Annotated in this window: 17 protein-coding genes; 8 read left to right on the plus strand and 9 right to left on the minus strand. The window is 69.6% G+C overall.

Annotation, left to right across the window (positions count from 1 at the left end; all coding sequences use genetic code 11):
- Positions 1-70: 70 nt before the first annotated feature.
- Entirely contained in the window at positions 71-874 is an 804-nt protein-coding gene (locus ACLF6P_RS02935; protein ID WP_415947808.1) for a DUF5324 family protein, read from the minus strand.
- Positions 875-1,168: 294 nt separating this feature from the next.
- Here ACLF6P_RS02935 and ACLF6P_RS02940 point away from each other — a divergent pair, with 294 nt between their 5' ends.
- Entirely contained in the window at positions 1,169-1,696 is a 528-nt protein-coding gene (locus ACLF6P_RS02940; RefSeq protein WP_415947810.1) for a peptidylprolyl isomerase, read from the plus strand.
- A 145-nt stretch (positions 1,697-1,841) separates the two neighbouring features.
- Complete coding sequence (locus tag ACLF6P_RS02945; protein ID WP_415947812.1) at positions 1,842-2,723, plus strand: rhomboid family intramembrane serine protease; 882 nt, start codon at positions 1,842-1,844, stop codon at positions 2,721-2,723.
- Positions 2,724-2,969: 246 nt separating this feature from the next.
- On the opposite strand, the gene crgA is transcribed toward ACLF6P_RS02945, so the two are convergent.
- Positions 2,970-3,227, minus strand: a complete 258-nt coding sequence (gene crgA / locus ACLF6P_RS02950) for a cell division protein CrgA (protein WP_415947814.1) — start codon at positions 3,225-3,227, stop codon at positions 2,970-2,972.
- 159 nt (positions 3,228-3,386) lie between these two features.
- On the opposite strand from crgA, the gene ACLF6P_RS02955 reads away from it, so the two are divergent.
- From ACLF6P_RS02955 to ACLF6P_RS02980, 6 genes are read left to right on the plus strand one after another with little or no spacing between them, the layout of a single operon-like run.
- A complete protein-coding gene (locus ACLF6P_RS02955; RefSeq protein ID WP_415947816.1) occupies positions 3,387-4,154 on the plus strand; it encodes a DUF881 domain-containing protein in 768 nt (255 codons plus the stop codon).
- Between the two features lie 59 nt (positions 4,155-4,213).
- Positions 4,214-4,969, plus strand: coding sequence for a class E sortase (locus ACLF6P_RS02960; protein ID WP_415947846.1), 756 nt, complete (start codon positions 4,214-4,216; stop codon positions 4,967-4,969).
- Positions 4,970-5,023: 54 nt separating this feature from the next.
- Entirely contained in the window at positions 5,024-5,230 is a 207-nt protein-coding gene (locus ACLF6P_RS02965; RefSeq protein ID WP_415947848.1) for a hypothetical protein, read from the plus strand.
- Positions 5,227-5,865 carry an aminodeoxychorismate/anthranilate synthase component II gene (locus tag ACLF6P_RS02970; RefSeq protein ID WP_415947817.1) on the plus strand — a complete coding sequence of 213 codons (639 nt, stop codon included), beginning with the start codon at positions 5,227-5,229 and terminating at the stop codon, positions 5,863-5,865. The genes ACLF6P_RS02965 and ACLF6P_RS02970 overlap by 4 nt, the downstream gene beginning before the upstream one ends.
- Entirely contained in the window at positions 5,862-7,196 is a 1,335-nt protein-coding gene (locus ACLF6P_RS02975; RefSeq protein WP_415947819.1) for a class E sortase, read from the plus strand. Before ACLF6P_RS02970 ends, ACLF6P_RS02975 begins: the two co-directional genes overlap by 4 nt.
- 45 nt (positions 7,197-7,241) lie before the next feature.
- Entirely contained in the window at positions 7,242-8,012 is a 771-nt protein-coding gene (locus ACLF6P_RS02980) for a class E sortase (protein WP_415947821.1), read from the plus strand.
- 103 nt (positions 8,013-8,115) lie between these two features.
- On the opposite strand, the gene ACLF6P_RS02985 is transcribed toward ACLF6P_RS02980, so the two are convergent.
- From ACLF6P_RS02985 to ACLF6P_RS03015, 7 genes are all read right to left on the minus strand, one after another.
- Positions 8,116-9,147: a restriction endonuclease gene (locus ACLF6P_RS02985; protein WP_415947823.1), complete on the minus strand. Its 1,032-nt coding sequence runs from the start codon at positions 9,145-9,147 to the stop codon at positions 8,116-8,118.
- Positions 9,148-9,351: 204 nt separating this feature from the next.
- A complete protein-coding gene (pknB, locus tag ACLF6P_RS02990; RefSeq protein ID WP_415947825.1) occupies positions 9,352-11,382 on the minus strand; it encodes a Stk1 family PASTA domain-containing Ser/Thr kinase in 2,031 nt (676 codons plus the stop codon).
- 159 nt (positions 11,383-11,541) lie between these two features.
- Positions 11,542-13,005 carry a peptidoglycan D,D-transpeptidase FtsI family protein gene (locus tag ACLF6P_RS02995; protein ID WP_415947827.1) on the minus strand — a complete coding sequence of 488 codons (1,464 nt, stop codon included), beginning with the start codon at positions 13,003-13,005 and terminating at the stop codon, positions 11,542-11,544.
- A 94-nt stretch (positions 13,006-13,099) separates the two neighbouring features.
- Positions 13,100-14,542 (minus strand): FtsW/RodA/SpoVE family cell cycle protein, encoded by a 1,443-nt coding sequence (locus ACLF6P_RS03000; RefSeq protein WP_415947829.1) that lies wholly within the window; start codon positions 14,540-14,542, stop codon positions 13,100-13,102.
- A 22-nt stretch (positions 14,543-14,564) separates the two neighbouring features.
- Positions 14,565-16,055 (minus strand): PP2C family protein-serine/threonine phosphatase, encoded by a 1,491-nt coding sequence (locus ACLF6P_RS03005; protein ID WP_415947830.1) that lies wholly within the window; start codon positions 16,053-16,055, stop codon positions 14,565-14,567.
- A 132-nt stretch (positions 16,056-16,187) separates the two neighbouring features.
- Positions 16,188-16,727: an FHA domain-containing protein FhaB/FipA gene (locus ACLF6P_RS03010; RefSeq protein ID WP_415947832.1), complete on the minus strand. Its 540-nt coding sequence runs from the start codon at positions 16,725-16,727 to the stop codon at positions 16,188-16,190.
- A 10-nt stretch (positions 16,728-16,737) separates the two neighbouring features.
- A partial coding sequence (locus ACLF6P_RS03015; RefSeq protein ID WP_415947834.1) for an FHA domain-containing protein occupies positions 16,738-17,074 on the minus strand: 337 nt, incomplete at its 5' end.

Genomic DNA, 17,074 nt, shown 5'->3' on the forward strand with positions numbered 1-17,074 from the left:
CCGCCCCGTACGCCCGAGGGGCGGGAGGACCTTCCGGTCTCCCGCCCCTCGGGCGTACGCAGGCGGTGTCTCAGTGCTCGTCGGGCCGCCGCGGTGACCAGTCCTCACCGCCGGTGCCCCCGGCTTCGCCCGCCGCCTCGGCCTCCGCCTGCTTGGCCCGCACCTCGGGGTCGAGGACGGACCGGTCGCTGCCGTCCACCGACGTCAGGGACGTCGGCGACGAGGCCGAGGACGACGCGGACGCCGCCGAGGACATCGACGCCCCCGACTCCCGGACCTCCGTCGGCTCGGGCGGTTCGACCAGCCAGTCGGGATTCGCCTGCTTGTCCCACCACTTCCAGGCGGCAAGACCCGCGAGCCCCACCGCGCCCACCACCGCGATCCGCTTCAGGAAGCGGCCGGCGAACGAGCGGCGCTCGTGGCGGCGGACCAGACGCCGGATCTCCTTCGCGGAGACCTCGCCGCGCAGCGCAGCGACGGCCGCCGCGCCGCGGTCCACCGCGGCGTCCCTGACCGGCCCGGCGGCCGCGACGGCCTGGTCGAGCCTCGGCCGGGTGTAGTCGGCCGCCTGGCGGGCGGCATGGCGGGTGTGGGCGGCGGCCTTGTGGGCGGCGACGTCCACCTTCGGCGGTACATGCGTACGGGCCTGCTTCAGGCGCGGCGCCACATGGTCATGGTGCAGGGAGCGTGCCTGGTCGGCGGCCTGGTGCGCGGCGTCGGAGACCACGGGTACGAGCCGTACGCGGGCCTCGTGCGCATAGTGCGCGGCCCGGTCCTTCGCCGTGTCGGCGTAGGGCGCCACCGCTTCCGCGGCGTGCCGCATGCTCTCCTTCGCCGAGCCGGCCGCGGCACGCGCGCTGTCGATGCGGGTCACGGGTTCCTCCTCCTCGGTGGCGTACGGTAATTCACCTTTCCACCCTTTTCTGCATCATGCCTCTCGGGCGATGCCCCGGCATGCACCACGGGTGAGCATCCACCGGTATGGGACGATCTTCGGGCAATGCGGTGCAAGGGGAGCTTGCCGCCGACAATGCCACGGATCGGCGCGATGCGCGCCCTTGTGGTGCGGACTCGTACCGGCTTCGGTCAGGAGCAGTCGCGTGCGGCGGGCCCGGCCGCGGCGCGTGCGAGGATGCGGGCGTGGGACGCGACAAACGGAAGGCACCTTGTGGCTGAGCAGCTGTACGCCACCCTGAGAACCAACCAGGGCGATATCGAGATCCGGCTGATGCCGTTCCACGCACCCAGGACCGTCCGCAACTTCGTCGAGCTCGCCACGGGCGAACGCGAGTGGACCGACCCGGCGACCGGCACCAGAACCACACAGCCCCTCTACGACGGCACGAGCTTCCACCGCGTCATCGCCGGCTTCATGATCCAGGGCGGCGATCCGCTCGGGAACGGCACCGGCGGCCCCGGCTACAAATTCGCCGACGAGTTCCACCCCGAACTGCGCTTCGACCGCCCGTACCTGCTGGCCATGGCGAACGCCGGGCCCGGCACCAACGGCTCGCAGTTCTTCATCACCCTCGCCCCGACCGCCTGGCTGAACCGCAAGCACACCATCTTCGGCGAGGTCGTCGACGGCCCCAGCCGCAAGGTGGTCGACGCGATCGGTACGACCCCCGTCAACCCGTCGACCCACCGTCCGCTGACCGAGGTACGGGTCGAATCGGTCGTGATCGAGAAGCGCTGAGGATACGGCGCGGCGCGGACGGGCAGGCTGCGTCCGGGCGCCGCGGACCGGCGCGGGCGCACGGGAACCATTTGGGCCCGCCCGTCCGTAGGAAAAGCGGGGCGGTGTACGCGCTCCGGCCGCGCAGAAGAGGTGAGGGGTTCCCATGGACCAGCCAGGCAGCCCGCAGCAGCCGCAGGGCGCTTCCGGCCTGCCCGGCTGCTACCGGCACCCGGACCGCGAGACGGGCATCAGCTGCACGCGCTGCGAGCGGCCGATCTGCCCCGAGTGCATGATCAGCGCCTCGGTCGGCTTCCAGTGCCCGAACTGCGTACGCGAGGGCTCGGGCACCGGCCACGCACCGAAAGCCAACCGCCCGCGGAACATCGCCGGCGGCACCATCGCGGCTGACCCACGGCTCGTCACCAAGATCCTCATCGGCCTCAACCTGGCGGTGTTCATCGCCGGGGCGATCAGCGAACCACTGCTGCGCGACCTCATGCTGCTCGGCGACACACCTCCCTTCTACGTGCCCGAGGGTGTGGCCCAAGGCGAGTGGTACCGCCTGTTCACGTCGATGTTCGCCCACCAGGAGATCTGGCACATCGGCTTCAACATGCTGCTGCTCTGGTGGCTCGGCTCGCCGCTGGAGGCACACCTCGGCCGCGTCCGCTATCTGGCCCTCTATCTGCTCTCCGGCCTCGCCGGCAGCGCGCTGACCTACGTCATCGAGCCCTACCAGTACTCGCTCGGCGCATCCGGAGCCGTATACGGGCTGATGGGCGCCACAGTCGTGCTGATGCGCCGACTGCGCGTCGACATGCGCCCGGTGATCGTGCTGCTCGCGATCAACATGGTGTTCACCTTCACCGTGCCCAATATCGCCTGGCAGGCCCACGTCGGCGGCCTCGTCGCCGGTGCGGCCATCGCCTACGGGATGGTCCACGCACCGCGTGAGCACCGGGCGCTCGTGCAGTGGGGCACCTGCGGGGCGGTCCTGCTGATCACGTTGGTGATGGTCGTCGCGCAGACGGCGCGGCTCACCTGAGCGCGCCCCCGGCTCGTCCGATCGCTCACTTATCCACAGCGTGTGCCGGATCTTGTGCACGCTGTGGGGAACGCACGTGCCCCTTGTCCCCGATCCGGGTTCTCCCAGTCAGGGCAAGGGGCGCGAGGACTTCCGTATGGCGGATGCGCAGTCGTACCGGCGTCAACCTGTCGATAGTTATCCACAGGCGGTCAGTAGATGGTCAGAGTTATCCATAGCGTGTGGATACCCTGTGGATAACTTTTTCTACTTCCACTGCGTGGAGACGCCGAAGCCCGCTGCGATGAAGCCGAAGCCCACGACGATGTTCCAGTTGCCGAAGGCCTCGATGGGCAGCCGGGTGTCCGTGACGTAGAAGACGACGATCCAGGCGAGGCCGATGAGGAAGAGGGCCAGCATCACCGGGGCGACCCAGCTGCGGTTGGTCAGCTTTATGGCGGCCGACTGCTTCGACGAGGGCGGCGGTGTGTAGTCGGCCTTCTTGCGGATACGTGACTTCGGCACGAGGGTCTCTCCTGTCGATGCGCTGCGTGGCCGCGCAGGGAACGGGTGTGGCTGGGGCGCCGGGCGGGGCGCTTGGGGTTCGCACATGGGGGACCATCTGCTTCCCCCGGGCGTCCGTTAGCGTAGTGCTTCCGCGGCGCCGTAAGGAGTAAGGGTACGTTGAGCAATTCTGCCGACAGCCCCGACGAGGGCCGCCGAGCCCGGTGGCGGCCGGTGAGAGTGCTCACCTTGGGCGTCTTCGCGCTCGCCGGGCTCCTCTTCGTGACGAGTTTCAACACCGCCAAAGGCACCAATATCCGCACGGATGCCTCGCTGCTCAAGCTCTCCGACCTGATCGAGGAGCGCAGCCACAACAACGGGAACCTCGAGGAGTCGCTCGGTTCGCTGCGTGCGGACGTGGAGTCGCTCGCGGAGCGCGAGACCGGTGCGACGGACGAGGAGGAGGCCGAGCTCAAGGCGCTGGAGAACGAGGCGGGCACGAAGAAGCTGCGCGGCGAGGCCCTCTCCGTGACCCTGACCGACGCCCCGCCGGACGCGGGGCCCAAGCTCCCCGGCTTCCCCGAGCCCTCGCCGAACGACCTGGTCATCCACCAGCAGGACCTCCAGGCGGTCGTCAACGCCCTGTGGAAGGGCGGCGCCGAGGGCATCCAGGTCATGGACCAGCGCCTGATATCCACCAGTGCGGTGCGCTGCGTCGGCAACACCCTGATCCTCCAGGGCCGCGTCTACTCGCCCCCGTACAAGGTCACGGCGGTCGGTGACACCGGGAAGCTGAAGAAGGCGCTGAACTCCTCGCCGGAGATCAGGAACTATCTGGAGTACGTGAAGGTGTACGGCCTCGGCTGGGAAGTCGAGGAGCCGGGGGCAGTGACTCTTCCCGGCTACTCGGGCACAGTGGATCTCCATTACGCGCAGCCTGTGGAGTAGGAGCCTGCGGGCGGGCTCCGAGGGAGCAGGCGTACTCGGGGAGGGGTCGGCCCGTGTCGGTGCGAGTGCTCGTCAGAACCTTCAGCGAACTGTGCATCACTGTCGGTGCCCTGATCGTCCTGTTCGTGACGTATGTCATGTACTGGACCGGGGTCAAGGCCGATGCCGCGATGCAGAGCGAGATCGACGGGCTGCGGGACCGGTGGGCGAACGGCGCGATGACGGGCGCCGAGATCGAGGCCGCGGGCGGCGCGGCGGAGTCGGAGACCGCCGGCGGGGGTACGGGTGGTGCGGGTGCGGACGGGGAGGCTGCGGGGGAGGGTCCGCCGCCCGAGCCGTACGAGGACGGCAAGGCCTTCGCCGTGATGTACATCCCGCGGCTCGGCGACGGCTGGAAGAAGCCCGTCCTGGAGAACACGAAGACGGACACCCTGAAGAAGGGCCTCGGCCACTACGCGGACACCGCGCAGCTCGGGCAGCGGGGCAACTTCGCGGTGGCCGGCCACCGGCGCACCTACGGCGACCCCTTCAAGGACTTCCCGAAGCTGCGCGAGGGCGATGCGGTGGTCCTCAACGACGGGACCACCTGGTTCACGTACCGCATCGACACCGAGAAGCCGTACAAGACGCTGCCCACCGATGTCGCCGTGATCGATCCGGTGCCGCGCAGGTCCGGCTACGACGGGCCCGGACGCTATCTGACGCTGACGACCTGCGAGCCGGAGTGGGGCCACAGCCACCGGCTGATCGTCTGGGCCCACCTCGATGCCACCCAGCCTGTGGACAACGGCAAGCCGGAGGCGCTGCGCCGTTAGGCTGTTGGCGTGCGCCGACGGAAGGACGGGGCGCGCGTCGACGGAAGGGACAGCATGTACGGCTGGATCTGGCGGCATCTGCCGGGTAATGCCTGGCTGAAGGCGGTGTTCTCGCTGCTGCTCATCCTGGGTGTGGTCTATGTCCTGTTCCAGTACGTCTTCCCGTGGGCGGAGCCGCTGCTTCCGTTCAACGACGTGACGGTCGACGAAGGCCTCGGCGCCGTGCACGGGCTCGTCGCCGCGCCAGGGGCGGCGCGATGAGCGCGCGCATCCTCGTCGTCGACAACTACGACAGCTTCGTCTTCAACATCGTCCAGTACCTGTACCAGCTGGGCGCCGACTGCGAGGTCGTCCGCAACGACGAGGTGACGACGGCGCACGCCGAGGACGGATTCGACGGGGTGCTGCTCTCCCCCGGTCCCGGGGCGCCCGAGCAGGCCGGTGTCTGCATCGAGATGGTCCGGCACTGCGCCGCCACCGGCATCCCCGTCTTCGGCGTCTGCCTCGGCATGCAGTCGATGGCGGTGGCGTACGGCGGGGTCGTGGACCGCGCGCCGGAGCTGCTGCACGGCAAGACCTCGCTCGTACGGCACGAGGGCGCCGGGGTCTTCGCCGGGCTGCCCTCGCCGTTCACCGCGACGCGCTACCACTCCCTGGCCGCGGAGCCGGACGCCTTCCCGGCGGACCTCGAGATCACCGCACGGACCGAGGACGGCATCATCATGGGGCTGCGGCACCGGGAACTGCCGGTCGAGGGAGTGCAGTTCCACCCCGAGTCGGTGCTCACCGAGCACGGTCACCGGATGCTCGCCAACTGGCTGGAGCGCTGCGGTGATGTGGAGGCGGTGGCCCGATCGGAAGGCCTCGCACCGGTCGTGGGCAGGGCTTCCGCGTGACGTACCCCCGCTCCGGGCAGGGCGGTTCCCCGTACGGCGAGGAGTACGGGGAGCGGGCTTCGTACGGGGAGCGGGCTCCGTACGGGGAACGGGCTTCGTTCGAGGCCGCGGTGGACGGGCTCGACGACCCGCTGAGCGATCCACTGCCCGGACAGCATCCCTCGCCGTGGTTCCGCGCGTCCGCACCGGCGCCCTCCACCGCGCCTCAGGAGCCGCAGGAGGAGTGGTACGACCCGCAGGGGTACGAGCGGGACTGGTACGGGGAGCGGGGGGCGCAAGGGGCGCACGGGGCGTACGAAGCGCCTCAGGGGGCGCGTGGGGCCTATGAGGCGGCGCGTGGGTACGGTGCGGGCGCCGCGTACCCGGAGGCGGCCCAGGGGCCCTCGTACACCGGGGAGACCCCGTACACCGGGGACTTGCCGTACGCCGACAGCACTCCGTACACCGGGGAAACCTCGTACACCGAGGAGACCTCCCGTACGGAGGGCGCCTCCACCGAGCCGTCCCCGCAGACCGCCCCCCACCGCCCGTCACCGGAAGCCGCCGTCGACGACGAGACCGTCGGCCTGCGCACCTCCGACACCCGCCGCACCCCGAGGACCCGCCCCGTGCCGGGACCCTCCCGCCTGGAGGCCCGCCGCGCCGAGCGCGCCAAGCGCCCGAGCCCGGCGGTGCTGGCGAGCCGCGCGCTGGGCGAGATGTTCATCAGCATCGGTGTCCTGATGCTGCTCTTCGTCACGTACCAGCTGTGGTGGACCAACGTCCGCGCCGAACAGCAGGCGAACGCGGAGACCGACAAGATCCAGGAGAACTGGGCCAACGGCGAGGGCAGGCCCGGTGCCTTCGAGCCCGGCGAGGGCTTCGCGATCATGTACATCCCCAAGCTGGACGTGGTCGTGCCCATCGCCGAGGGCATCAACAAGGCAAAGGTGCTCGACCGCGGCATGGTCGGGCACTACGGCGAGGACAGCATCAAGACCGCGATGCCCGAGGACAAGCAGGGCAACTTCGCGGTGGCAGGCCACCGCAACACCCACGGCGAACCGTTCCGCTACATCAACAAGCTGCGGCCGGGCGATCCCATCGTGGTGGAGACCAAGGACACGTACTACGTGTACAAGATGGCGAGCATCCTGCCGCAGACCACGCCTGACAACATCTCGGTGCTCAACCCCGTCCCGAAGGGCTCCGGGTTCACCAAGCCCGGCCGCTACATCACGCTGACCACCTGTACCCCGGAATTCACCAGCACGTACCGCATGATCGTCTGGGGCGAACTGGCCGAGGAACGCCCGCGCGACGAGGGCAAGCCGCCCGCGCTGGTTCAATAGGGCCGCAGACGCGACGTACGACGACGGGGCAGGGACAGACACACAGTGGCAGCCACCGACCAGGACGAGCAGGAGCGGACACAGCGCTCCGCCGCCCCCGCCCCCGCCCGAACCCCCCGCGGCCGCGGCCCCGTCGCCACGGCGGTCATGGTCTTCGGCGAACTGCTCATCACCACGGGCCTGGTGCTCGGCCTCTTCGTCGTCTACTCGCTGTGGTGGACCAACGTCCTCGCCGACCGCGAGGCGCAGAAGCAGGGTGACGCCGTACGCGACGAATGGGCCGCCGAAGAGGGCGGCACCGGCACCGGGGACACCGGACCCGTCGAACTGGACACCAAGGACGGCATCGGCTTCCTGCACGTGCCCGCCATGGGCGAGGAAGACATCCTCGTCAAGCAGGGCACGGACCTGGAGACCCTCAACGACGGGGTGGCCGGCTACTACATCGACCCGGTCAAGTCCGCGCTCCCCGAGGACGACAAGGGCAACTTCTCCCTCGCCGCCCACCGCGACGGGCACGGCGCGAAGTTCCACAACATACACAAGCTGGACGAGGGCGACGCGATCGTCTTCGAGTCCAAGGACAACTGGTACATCTACAAGGTCTACGCGAAGCTCCCGGAGACCTCGAAGTACAACGTGGACGTCCTCAACGCGGTCCCGGAGGCCTCGGGCGCCAAGAAGCCCGGCCGCTACATCACCCTGACGACCTGCACCCCGGTCTACACCTCGAAGTACCGCTACATCGTGTGGGGTGAGCTGGAGCGGGTGGAGAAGGTGGATTCGCGGCGGACGCCGCCTGAGGAACTGCGTTGACTGAGTGCCTTGAAGGCACTCAGTCGTTCTAGGATGGCGAAGGCCCGAAGCCGCAACTTCGTCTTGCGGCTTCGGGCCTTTCCGCGCCGGATGTCGGTCGCGGCTACCGCAGGGCAGGCAGCGGAACCCCGGCGCTCCACTTCTCAAGGTGCGCGCGGTCGACGAGGGTGACGCCGTATGTCTGGGCGATGGCCCGGGCGTCGGGCGCGAAGGTGGTCGTGGCGACGAACAGCGCCACATCGGCCCCGTGCTGGACGAAGGAAGCCCCCAGGAACTTCTGCAGCTCGGCGCTCCACACCGGCCGGTAGGGCGCGAAGCTCTTGCACTGCACGACCACACGCCGTCCGTCAGACGTCACGGCGGCGACATCCACCCCACGGTCGCCGTGGCCGCCGTGCACCACGACGTCCGTGCAGCCGTCGCGACGGAGCAGCGCGGCGACGTGGTGCTCGAAGTCCCGCCAGTTCATGGCGTCGATGGACGCCATGATCCCGGTGTACGCGCGGGGGCCCTGGGCGTATTCGAGGTGCCTGAGCCTGCGGTGGTGGTCGCAGAGCCTCCGCTCGACCCGCTCGACGTCGTCCCGGAGCGAGATCAGCTCCTTGCGGTGCTCGCCGGAGGTCTCGATGAGGGCGTTGAACATGGGGACGACAGTCTTGCCGAGGACGTGCCGGATGCGGTGGTCGATCCGCTCGTCGAGGTCCTCGGGCTGCCTGTGGACAAAGTTATCCACAGGCTGGGTCCGCGCCAGGTACTCCATGTCGAGCAGATAGACACGCACCTGACGTGCGATTTCGCTGTCCCGGAGGAGCATGGCGACGTTGAGGACGGCGCGCCGTGAGAAGAGCGCGAGTGCCCGTGAGCGTGACTGGATCCCACAGGCCCCCTTAAAGAGGGCCAGTCGCGTACCTGTCAGAACCTGGAGTCCGTTGGCGCCCAGCTCTTCCTTGTGGTCCTCCATCACGGACTCCAGGGTCTTCACGGCCACCTCGAAGTACGCTGCGACCATCGCCGTCGTCACGTGCATCCCGTCCGGTAGCAGCGACAGCACTTTGACCCTGTCCAGCACTTCTGTCTGCGCCAGCACGCTGTTCCGCAGTGACCTCGACTCCAGCAGTACTGCATCGTCGATCACGATTGTGTCCTTTCCGCTCGTGCAGGATCGGTGTGCGTGAGGGAGCCCCACGTCACCTCACCCGATCAACGAGTCGGGATAAATGAAGACACGATCGAATGCCGATGGTCTGTACTGAGGTCCTCTGAGGACCTCAGTGCCACGAACAAGGGTCTGGCCCCTCCCGAAGGAGGGGCCAGACCCTTTGGTGCTGTCCGGCGAGGACTATTCCTCGTCGCGGCCGCTGAAGCCGCTCTGGCCGAAGATGGTGCCGCCGTCCTGGCCGCCGTTGCCGCCGCCCCCGTTGCCGCCGTCGGCGTCTCGGGTCTTGAGCATCACGGCCGTGCCGGTCTCGACCTCCTGGGGGAAGCTCGGAACCGAGGCCTCGACGATGGCGTTGTCGTCCCGGGGGCCGTCGATGGCCCCCACGGTGAGTCCGGCCCGCTCCAGTTCCTGCCGCGCCTGCGAGAGCTTCTTGCCGCTCAGGAGGGGCACCTGGACCTTCTCCGGTGCCTTGGCGACCGTCAGCGTGACCTCGGAGCCCCTGTCGATCTCGGTGGGTGCCTGCGGGGTCTGTGCCACGACCTGGTTCTCGGGAACATCACTGCGGGGCTGCTGCTGGACCTTGACCCGGAAGCCCTTGTCCTCAAGGGCCTTGCGGGCCTGGTCGAGCTGCTGGTCCATCACGTCGGGAACGGGGATCTGCTTCTTCTCCTCCGCGACCGTCAGCGTGATGTCGGAGCCCTTCTCGACCTCCTCGCCGAACTTCGGGTCGGTCTTGAGGACCTCGCCCGGCTCGGCGGTGGAGGTTTCCTTGCGCTCGATCTTGACGTTGAACCCGTAGTCCTCGCCTTCGAGCTCGGCGCGGGCCTCGTCCACGTCGTCGCCGAGCACGTTCGGCACCGCGACCTTCGGCGCTCCCTCGGAGACGACGACGTTGACGGTGTCGCCCTTCTCGGCCTCGGTGTTCACGGCCGGGTCCTGGCTGCAGATCTGGCCCTTGGGCTGGTTCTCGCAGGGCTTGTTGGTGCTCTCCAGTTCGAGCCCCACGTTCGCGGCCTGCTTCTTCGCCGCGTCCAGTGTCTGGCCGACGAAGTTCGGCACGCTGATGGCGTCGTTGTCGCCGCCGTCGCCGGCGAAGACGACCTTGCCGATCAGGATGGCGCCGACGAGGACCAGGATGCCCGCGATGACGAGCAGTGCCGTGGAGGCGCCGCCCTTCTTGGCGCCGCCGCGGCGGCGGTCGGGGCGGTCGTCGTAGCCGTAGCCGCCGTCGTCCGGGTTCATCGGGGGCAGCATCGAGGTCTGTGCGCCGCCGCCGTTCTGCGGGTGCAGCATGGCCGTCTGCTGGTCGGCGCCGTACGCGTCGGCGCCGCCGTAGCCGGCCGCGCCCATGGCCGCGGTGGCGGCGACGGGCTGGCCGTCGAGGCAGGCCTCGATGTCGGCGCGCATCTCGTCGGCGGACTGGTAGCGGTACTCGGGCTCCTTGACCAGCGCGCGCAGGACGATGGCGTCCATCTCGGGCGTGATCTCGGGGTCGAAGGACGAGGGCGGCTGTGCCTCTTCTCGTACGTGCTGGTAGGCGACCGCGACGGGGGAGTCGCCGACGAACGGCGGGCGCACGGTGAGCAGCTCGTAGAGCAGGCAGCCGGTCGAATAGAGGTCACTTCGCGCGTCGACCTGTTCGCCCTTGGCCTGCTCCGGGGAGAGGTACTGGGCGGTGCCGATGACGGCCGCGGTCTGCGTCATGGTCATGCCGGCGTCGCCCATGGCGCGGGCGATGCCGAAGTCCATGACCTTGACCTGGCCGTTGCGCGTCAGCATGACGTTCGCGGGCTTGATGTCGCGGTGCACGATGCCGGCGCGGTGCGAGTACTCCAGGGCCTGCAGGATGCCGACGGTCATCTCGAGCGCGCGCTCGGGCAGCAGTTTGCGCCCGGAGTGAAGCAGCTCGCGCAGGGTGGATCCGTCGACGTACTCCATCACGATGTACGGGATGGAGACCCCGTCCACGTAGTCCTCGCCCGTGTCGTAGACCGCCACGATCGCGGGATGGTTGAGCGAGGCGGCCGACTGGGCCTCCCGGCGGAACCGGGCCTGGAACGACGGGTCGCGCGCGAGGTCGACGCGCAGCGTCTTCACCGCCACGGTGCGGCCGAGCCGGGTGTCGTGCGCGAGGTAGACCTCCGCCATGCCACCACGGCCGAGCACCTGGCCCAGCTCGTACCGGCCGCCGAGGCGACGCGGCTCTTCCATAGCTACTTACCAGCCCTCTCCGTCAGTCCCACCGCACCCCCCGGGTGGCGGCGGTGTGCTGTCCCGGCATACCGTACCGGCCCGGTCCGGCATGATCCGGCCCTCGTCAAGGTCTGATACAGGACCGGTACCGCAGCGGCCGAGATCACGTGTTCTGTCTCACTTCGCGGTGCCCAGCACCGCCTGCATCACGCTCTTGGCGATGGGGGCCGCGAGGCCGCCGCCGGAGATGTCCTCGCGGTGGGCGTCGGAGTCCTCGACGACCACCGCGACGGCGACCGGTGAGCCGTCCGCGGTCTTCGCATAGCTGATGAACCAGGCGTACGGCTTCTCGCTGTTGTCGACGCCGTGCTGGGCGGTGCCGGTCTTGCCGCCGACGGTGATGCCGGGGATGCGGGCGTTGCTGCCGGTGCCGCGTTCGACGACCGTCTCCATCATGTCCTGCAGCTGTTGTGCGTGCTGGGCGGACAGCGGGCGGCTGAGCTCCTCGGGGCTGTGCCGTTCGATGGTGTCGAGGTTGGGGGCCTTCAGTTCGCTGACCATGTACGGCTTCATCAGCTTGCCGTCGTTCGCGATCGCAGCGGTCACCATGGCCATCTGCAGCGGGGTGGCCGTGGTCTCGAACTGGCCGATGGCGGACATCGCGGTCTGCGAGGGGTACAGCTTGTCCGTGGGGAAGACGGAGGCGGCGGAGCGTACGGGGACGAACTGTTCCGCGTTGAAGCCGAACTTCTCGGCGGTCTGAAGCATCCGGTCCTGGCCGAGGTCCGCGCCGATCTTGCCGAAGACGGTGTTGCAGGAGACGCGCAGGGCCTCGCGCAGGGTGGCGTTCTCGCAGGGCAGGTCGCCCTCGTTCTCCAGGACGGTCCTGGTGCCCGGCATGGTCCACGGCAGGGGCGAGTCGGTCTTCACGTCCGGGCCGGGGACGAGGCCGTGTTCGAGGGCGGCCGCGGCGGTGACGGCCTTGAAGGTGGAGCCCGGCGGGTAGGTCTCGCGCAGTGCGCGGTTGAGCAGCGGCTTGTCGATGTCGCCGGTCAGCTCGGTCCAGGCCTGCTGGTCGTCGAGGCTGTTGCCGGCGAAGGCCGAGGGGTCGTACGAGGGGGTGGAGGCGAGGGCGAGGATCGCGCCGGTGGCGGGGTCGAGGGCGGCGACGGCGCCCTTCTTGGTGCCGAGTCCTTCGAAGGCGGCCTGCTGGGCGGCGGCGTCGAGGGTGGTCACGACCTTGCCGCCTTCCTGCTTCGTTCCGGTCACCATGTCGAGGGTGCGGCGGAAGAAGAGCCGGTCGTCGTTGCCGGTGAGGATGCCGTCCTCGATGGCCTCGATCTGGGTGGCGCCGTAGGCCTGTGAGGCGTAGCCGGTGACGGGCGCCCACATCGGCCCGTCGCGGTAGGTGCGCTTGTACGCGAAGTCGCTGCCGGTGGTCTGCTGGGAGCCGGTGACGGATGTGCCGTCGACGATGATGTCGCCGCGTTTCTGGGCGTAGCGCTCGATGAGGACGCGCCGGTTGTTCTCGTGGGTGCGCAGGGCGTCGGCCTTGACGTACTGGAGCCAGTTGTCCCGGACGAGCAGGGCGAGCACGAGCAGCCCGCAGAACAGGGCGATCCGGCGGAGGGGCTTGTTCACGGGCCTACCTGGTTCACGTGCTTTGCCTGGTTCAGGGGCGTACTGCGGCGGTTCAGGGGCGTACTGCGGCGGTTCACGGGCGTGCTGCGGCGGTTCACGGGCGTACGACCTGGGTCATTTCCGCGTCGGGGTCGGCCGCGGGGGCCGGGGCGGGGCGGCGGGCGGTGTCGCTGATGCGGATCAGGATGCCGACGAGGGCCCAGTTGGCGATCACCGAGGAACCGCCGGCGGCGAGCCACGGCATGGTCATACCGGTCAGCGGGATGAGGCCCATGACCCCGCCGGCGACGACGAAGACCTGCAGCGCGAAGGCGCCGGACAGACCTGCTGCGAAGAGCTTGCCGAAGGGGTCGCGGGCGGCGAGGGCGGTGCGGATGCCGCGCTCGACGATGAGGGCGTAGATGAGCAGGAAGGCCATGACGCCGGCGAGGCCGAGTTCCTCGCCGACGGTGGCGAAGATGAAGTCGGAGTTGGTGGCGAAGCCGATGAGGTCGGAGTTTCCCTGTCCGAGGCCGGTGCCGAGGACGCCGCCGGAGCCGAAGGACATGAGGACCTGGGTCATCTGGTCGCAGGCATTGGCCATGTTGGTGCCGGGCTCGGCGGTCTCCAGGCAGCCGAAGGGGTCGAGCCAGGCGGCCACACGGGACTGGACGTGGCTTGCGGTGGAGCCGACGATGACGGCTCCGGCGGTGGACATCAGCAGACCCATGACGACCCAGCTGGTGCGCTCGGTGGCCACGTACAGCATGATCACGAACATGCCGAAGAACAGCAGGGACGTGCCGAGGTCGTTCTCGAAGACGAGGATGAGCAGGCTCATCGCCCAGATCGTCAGGATGGGTCCGAGGTCGCGGCCACGGGGCAGGTAGAGGCCGAGGAAGCGGCGGCTGGCCAGGGCGAGCGCGTCCCGCTTGACCATCAGGTAGCCGGAGAAGAACACCGCGAGGACGATCTTCGCGAACTCGCCGGGCTGGATGGAGACGCCGCCGACGCGGATCCAGATCTTCGCGCCGAAGACATCGGCGCCGAGGCCGGGTACCAGGGGAAGCAGCAGCAGCACCAGGGCGACCATCATGGAGATGTACGTGTAGCGCTGCAGGATGCGGTGGTCCTTGAGCAGCAGCAGGACGCCGACGAACATCGCGATGCCGATGGCGGAGTACATCAGCTGGTTGGGGGCCGAGGGGTTGAACGCCCCGAAGATGGCCTCCGCGCGCCGGATCAGCCGGGGTGACTGGTCGAGCCGCCAGATCAGGACCAGGCCGAGCCCGTTCAGGAGGGTGGCGAGCGGCAGCAGCAGCGGGTCGGCGTACGGCGCGAACTTGCGCACCACCAGGTGGCCGACGGCGGCGAGCAGGCCGAGGCCCAGGCCGTAGCCGATCATGCCGGTGGGCATGGTCCCGTCGAGGGCGAGGCCCACGTTGGCGTAGGCGAAGACGGGGATGAGCACGGCGAAGACGAGCAGCGCCAGTTCGGTGTTGCGCCTGCTCGGGGCGCCGATCGCGCCGATGGTCGAGGTGTGTGTCGTGCTGCTCATGGTTTGGCGGGCCCCCAGTGCCCTAATTCTTGTCGCAGTTGCCGACCAGCTGCTTCTCCTCCTCGGAGAGGCCGGGGCTGGGCGAGGGTGCCTTGGCGGTGGACTCGGTGGCCGGTCCGCCGGTGGTGCCGCCCGCTTCGCCCTCGCCGGTGCGCGCGTTCTGCTCGTCCTCGGCCTTGCGCAGGGCTTCCTGCTTGCGGCAGGCCGATGCCTGGGTGCCCAGGTCCTTGATCTTGGCGTCCGCCTCGGCGCGGCCGCCCGCGGCGATGGTCGCCTCGACCTGCTTGCGCTGGTAGGGCGGCAGGTACTTGAGTTCGATGTCCTTGTAGTCCTTCTCGACCTCGGACAGGCTCACCCAGGCGAGGTCCTGGCTGATGCCGCGGTAGAGGGCGACATGGCCGTCGTTGGCGCCCACGTAGTACTGCGTCTGCGTCCAGCGGTGGCCCGCGTAGAGGCCGCCGCCGATGACGGCGAGCGCGAGCACCAGGAAGAGCGAGCGCTTGACCCACTTCCCGCGGCCGCCGCGCTTGACGAAGTCCTCGTCGCCGTACGGGCCGAAGGAGCCGTCGGGTGCGTAGGACTCTCCTTCGCCGGAGCCGGGCGGCGGTCCGAAGGCGCCGCCGGGAGCGCCGCCGCCGTGGCTTTGCGGCGGTACGCCGCGGCCCAGGCCCGCGGCGCGGCCCGCCGGGGTCTGCATGGCGCCGTTGTCGTGCGGCTGGTGCTGGTTCTCGGCGACCGCGCCGACGATCACCGGGGTGTCGGTGACCTGCCCGGCGAGGGTGTCGCCGGACTCCATGTCGAGGACGTCGGCGACGATGCAGGTGATGTTGTCGGGGCCGCCGCCGCGCAGCGCGAGCTGGATCAGCTCCTGCACGGTGGCCTGCGGGCCCTGGTAGCTGGCGAGGGTCTCCTCCATGGTCTGGTGCGAGACCACACCGGAGAGGCCGTCGGAGCAGATGAGGTAGCGGTCGCCGGCCCGCACCTCGCGGATCGACAGATCGGGTTCGACGTGGTCGCCGCTGCCGAGGGCGCGCATCAGGAGCGAGCGCTGCGGGTGGGTGGTGGCCTCGTCCTCGGTGATCCGGCCCTCGTCGACGAGGCGCTGCACCCAGGTGTGGTCCTGGGTGATCTGGGTGAGGACGCCGTCCCGGAGGAGGTAGGCGCGGGAGTCGCCGACGTGGACGAGGCCGAGGCGCTGGCCGGTCCACAGCAGGGCGGTGAGCGTGGTGCCCATGCCCTCCAGTTGCGGGTCCTCCTCGACCATGACGCGCAGCTGGTCGTTGGCCCGCTGCACGGCATCGCCGAGCGAGGTCAGGATGTCCGAGCCGGGAATGTCGTCGTCGAGTGCGACGATCGTGGAGATGACCTCCGAGGAGGCCACCTCGCCGGCGGCCTGGCCCCCCATGCCGTCGGCGATCGCGAGGAGGCGGGGACCGGCGTAGCCCGAGTCCTCGTTGCCCTCGCGGATCATGCCTTTGTGTGATCCGGCGGCGAAGCGCAGTGACAGACTCATGCGCACCTCGCCCGTCGGCTCCGGGTACATCCGCACAGCGCCCACCCTCCGGTCGGGAGCGCGTCCGGGGCGCCAGGCAGTGGCCTGGCGCGGCTCCGGCCGGCTCGCTCGCTCCGCTCGCTCATTCTCGTACTACTTCCGCAGCTCGATGACGGTCTTGCCGATGCGGATCGGCGCGCCAGGCGGGATCGGTGTCGGGGTGGTCAGCCGGGTCCGGTCGAGATACGTCCCGTTGGTGGACCCGAGGTCCTCCACGATCCACTGGCCCGCCTGCCCGGAGTCCGGGTAGATCCTGGCATGTCTGCTCGACGCGTAGTCGTCGTCGAGCACGATCGTCGAATCGTGTGCACGGCCGAGTGTGATCGTCTGGCCCTGCAGCGCGACCGTGGTGCCGGCCAGGATGCCCTCGGACACCACCAGCTTCGTGGGGGCGCCCCGGCGCTGCCGGCCGCCGCCCTGCTGGCGCGGCGGCGTGGGCGCGGCCTGCCGCCCGCCCTGTGCCTGCCGCCCGCCCTGCGCCTGGCGCGCGTCGGCGGCCCCCCGCCGCGCGGTGCGCTGCGTGACTCGTGTGCCGAACAGGTCGCTGCGGATGACCTGGATGGCCACGAACACGAACAGCCACAGGACTGCGAGGAAACACAGCCTCATGACCGTCAGGGTCAGCTCTGACATTGCCCCCGCTTCACCCTTCGGCTTGTCGGTAGATGATCGTCGTACTGCCCACGACGATCCGCGAGCCGTCGCGGAGCGTAGCGCGGGTGGTGTGCTGCCCGTCCACCACGATGCCGTTGGTGGACCCGAGATCCGCGATCGTCGAGGGCGTTCCGGTCCGGATCTCACAGTGCCGGCGGGAGACGCCGGGGTCGTCAATCCGTACATCCGCCTCGGTGCTCCGGCCGAGGACCAGAGTGGGGCGGGAGATCTGGTGGCGCTGGCCGTTGACCTCGATCCAGCGACGGGTCTGCGCGCCGGGCACCGCGCCGCCGGGCTGCGGGGCGCGGGCGGGGCCGCGGCCCGCG

The sequence above is a fragment of the Streptomyces lothianensis genome (assembly GCF_047779955.1).
Taxonomy (GTDB): Bacteria; Actinomycetota; Actinomycetes; order Streptomycetales; family Streptomycetaceae; genus Streptomyces.

Bases quoted from the DNA above. Each gene is read 5' to 3' on its own strand.
- pknB (WP_415947825.1), bottom strand. From the start codon at position 11,382: ATGGAAGAGCCGCGTCGCCTCGGCGGCCGGTACGAGCTGGGCCAGGTG.
- ACLF6P_RS03010 (WP_415947832.1), bottom strand. From the start codon at position 16,727: ATGTCAGAGCTGACCCTGACGGTCATGAGGCTGTGTTTCCTCGCAGTC.
- ACLF6P_RS02945 (WP_415947812.1), top strand. From the start codon at position 1,842: ATGGACCAGCCAGGCAGCCCGCAGCAGCCGCAGGGCGCTTCCGGCCTG.
- ACLF6P_RS03005 (WP_415947830.1), bottom strand. From the start codon at position 16,055: ATGAGTCTGTCACTGCGCTTCGCCGCCGGATCACACAAAGGCATGATC.
- ACLF6P_RS02965 (WP_415947848.1), top strand. From the start codon at position 5,024: ATGTACGGCTGGATCTGGCGGCATCTGCCGGGTAATGCCTGGCTGAAG.
- ACLF6P_RS03000 (WP_415947829.1), bottom strand. From the start codon at position 14,542: ATGAGCAGCACGACACACACCTCGACCATCGGCGCGATCGGCGCCCCG.
- ACLF6P_RS02970 (WP_415947817.1), top strand. From the start codon at position 5,227: ATGAGCGCGCGCATCCTCGTCGTCGACAACTACGACAGCTTCGTCTTC.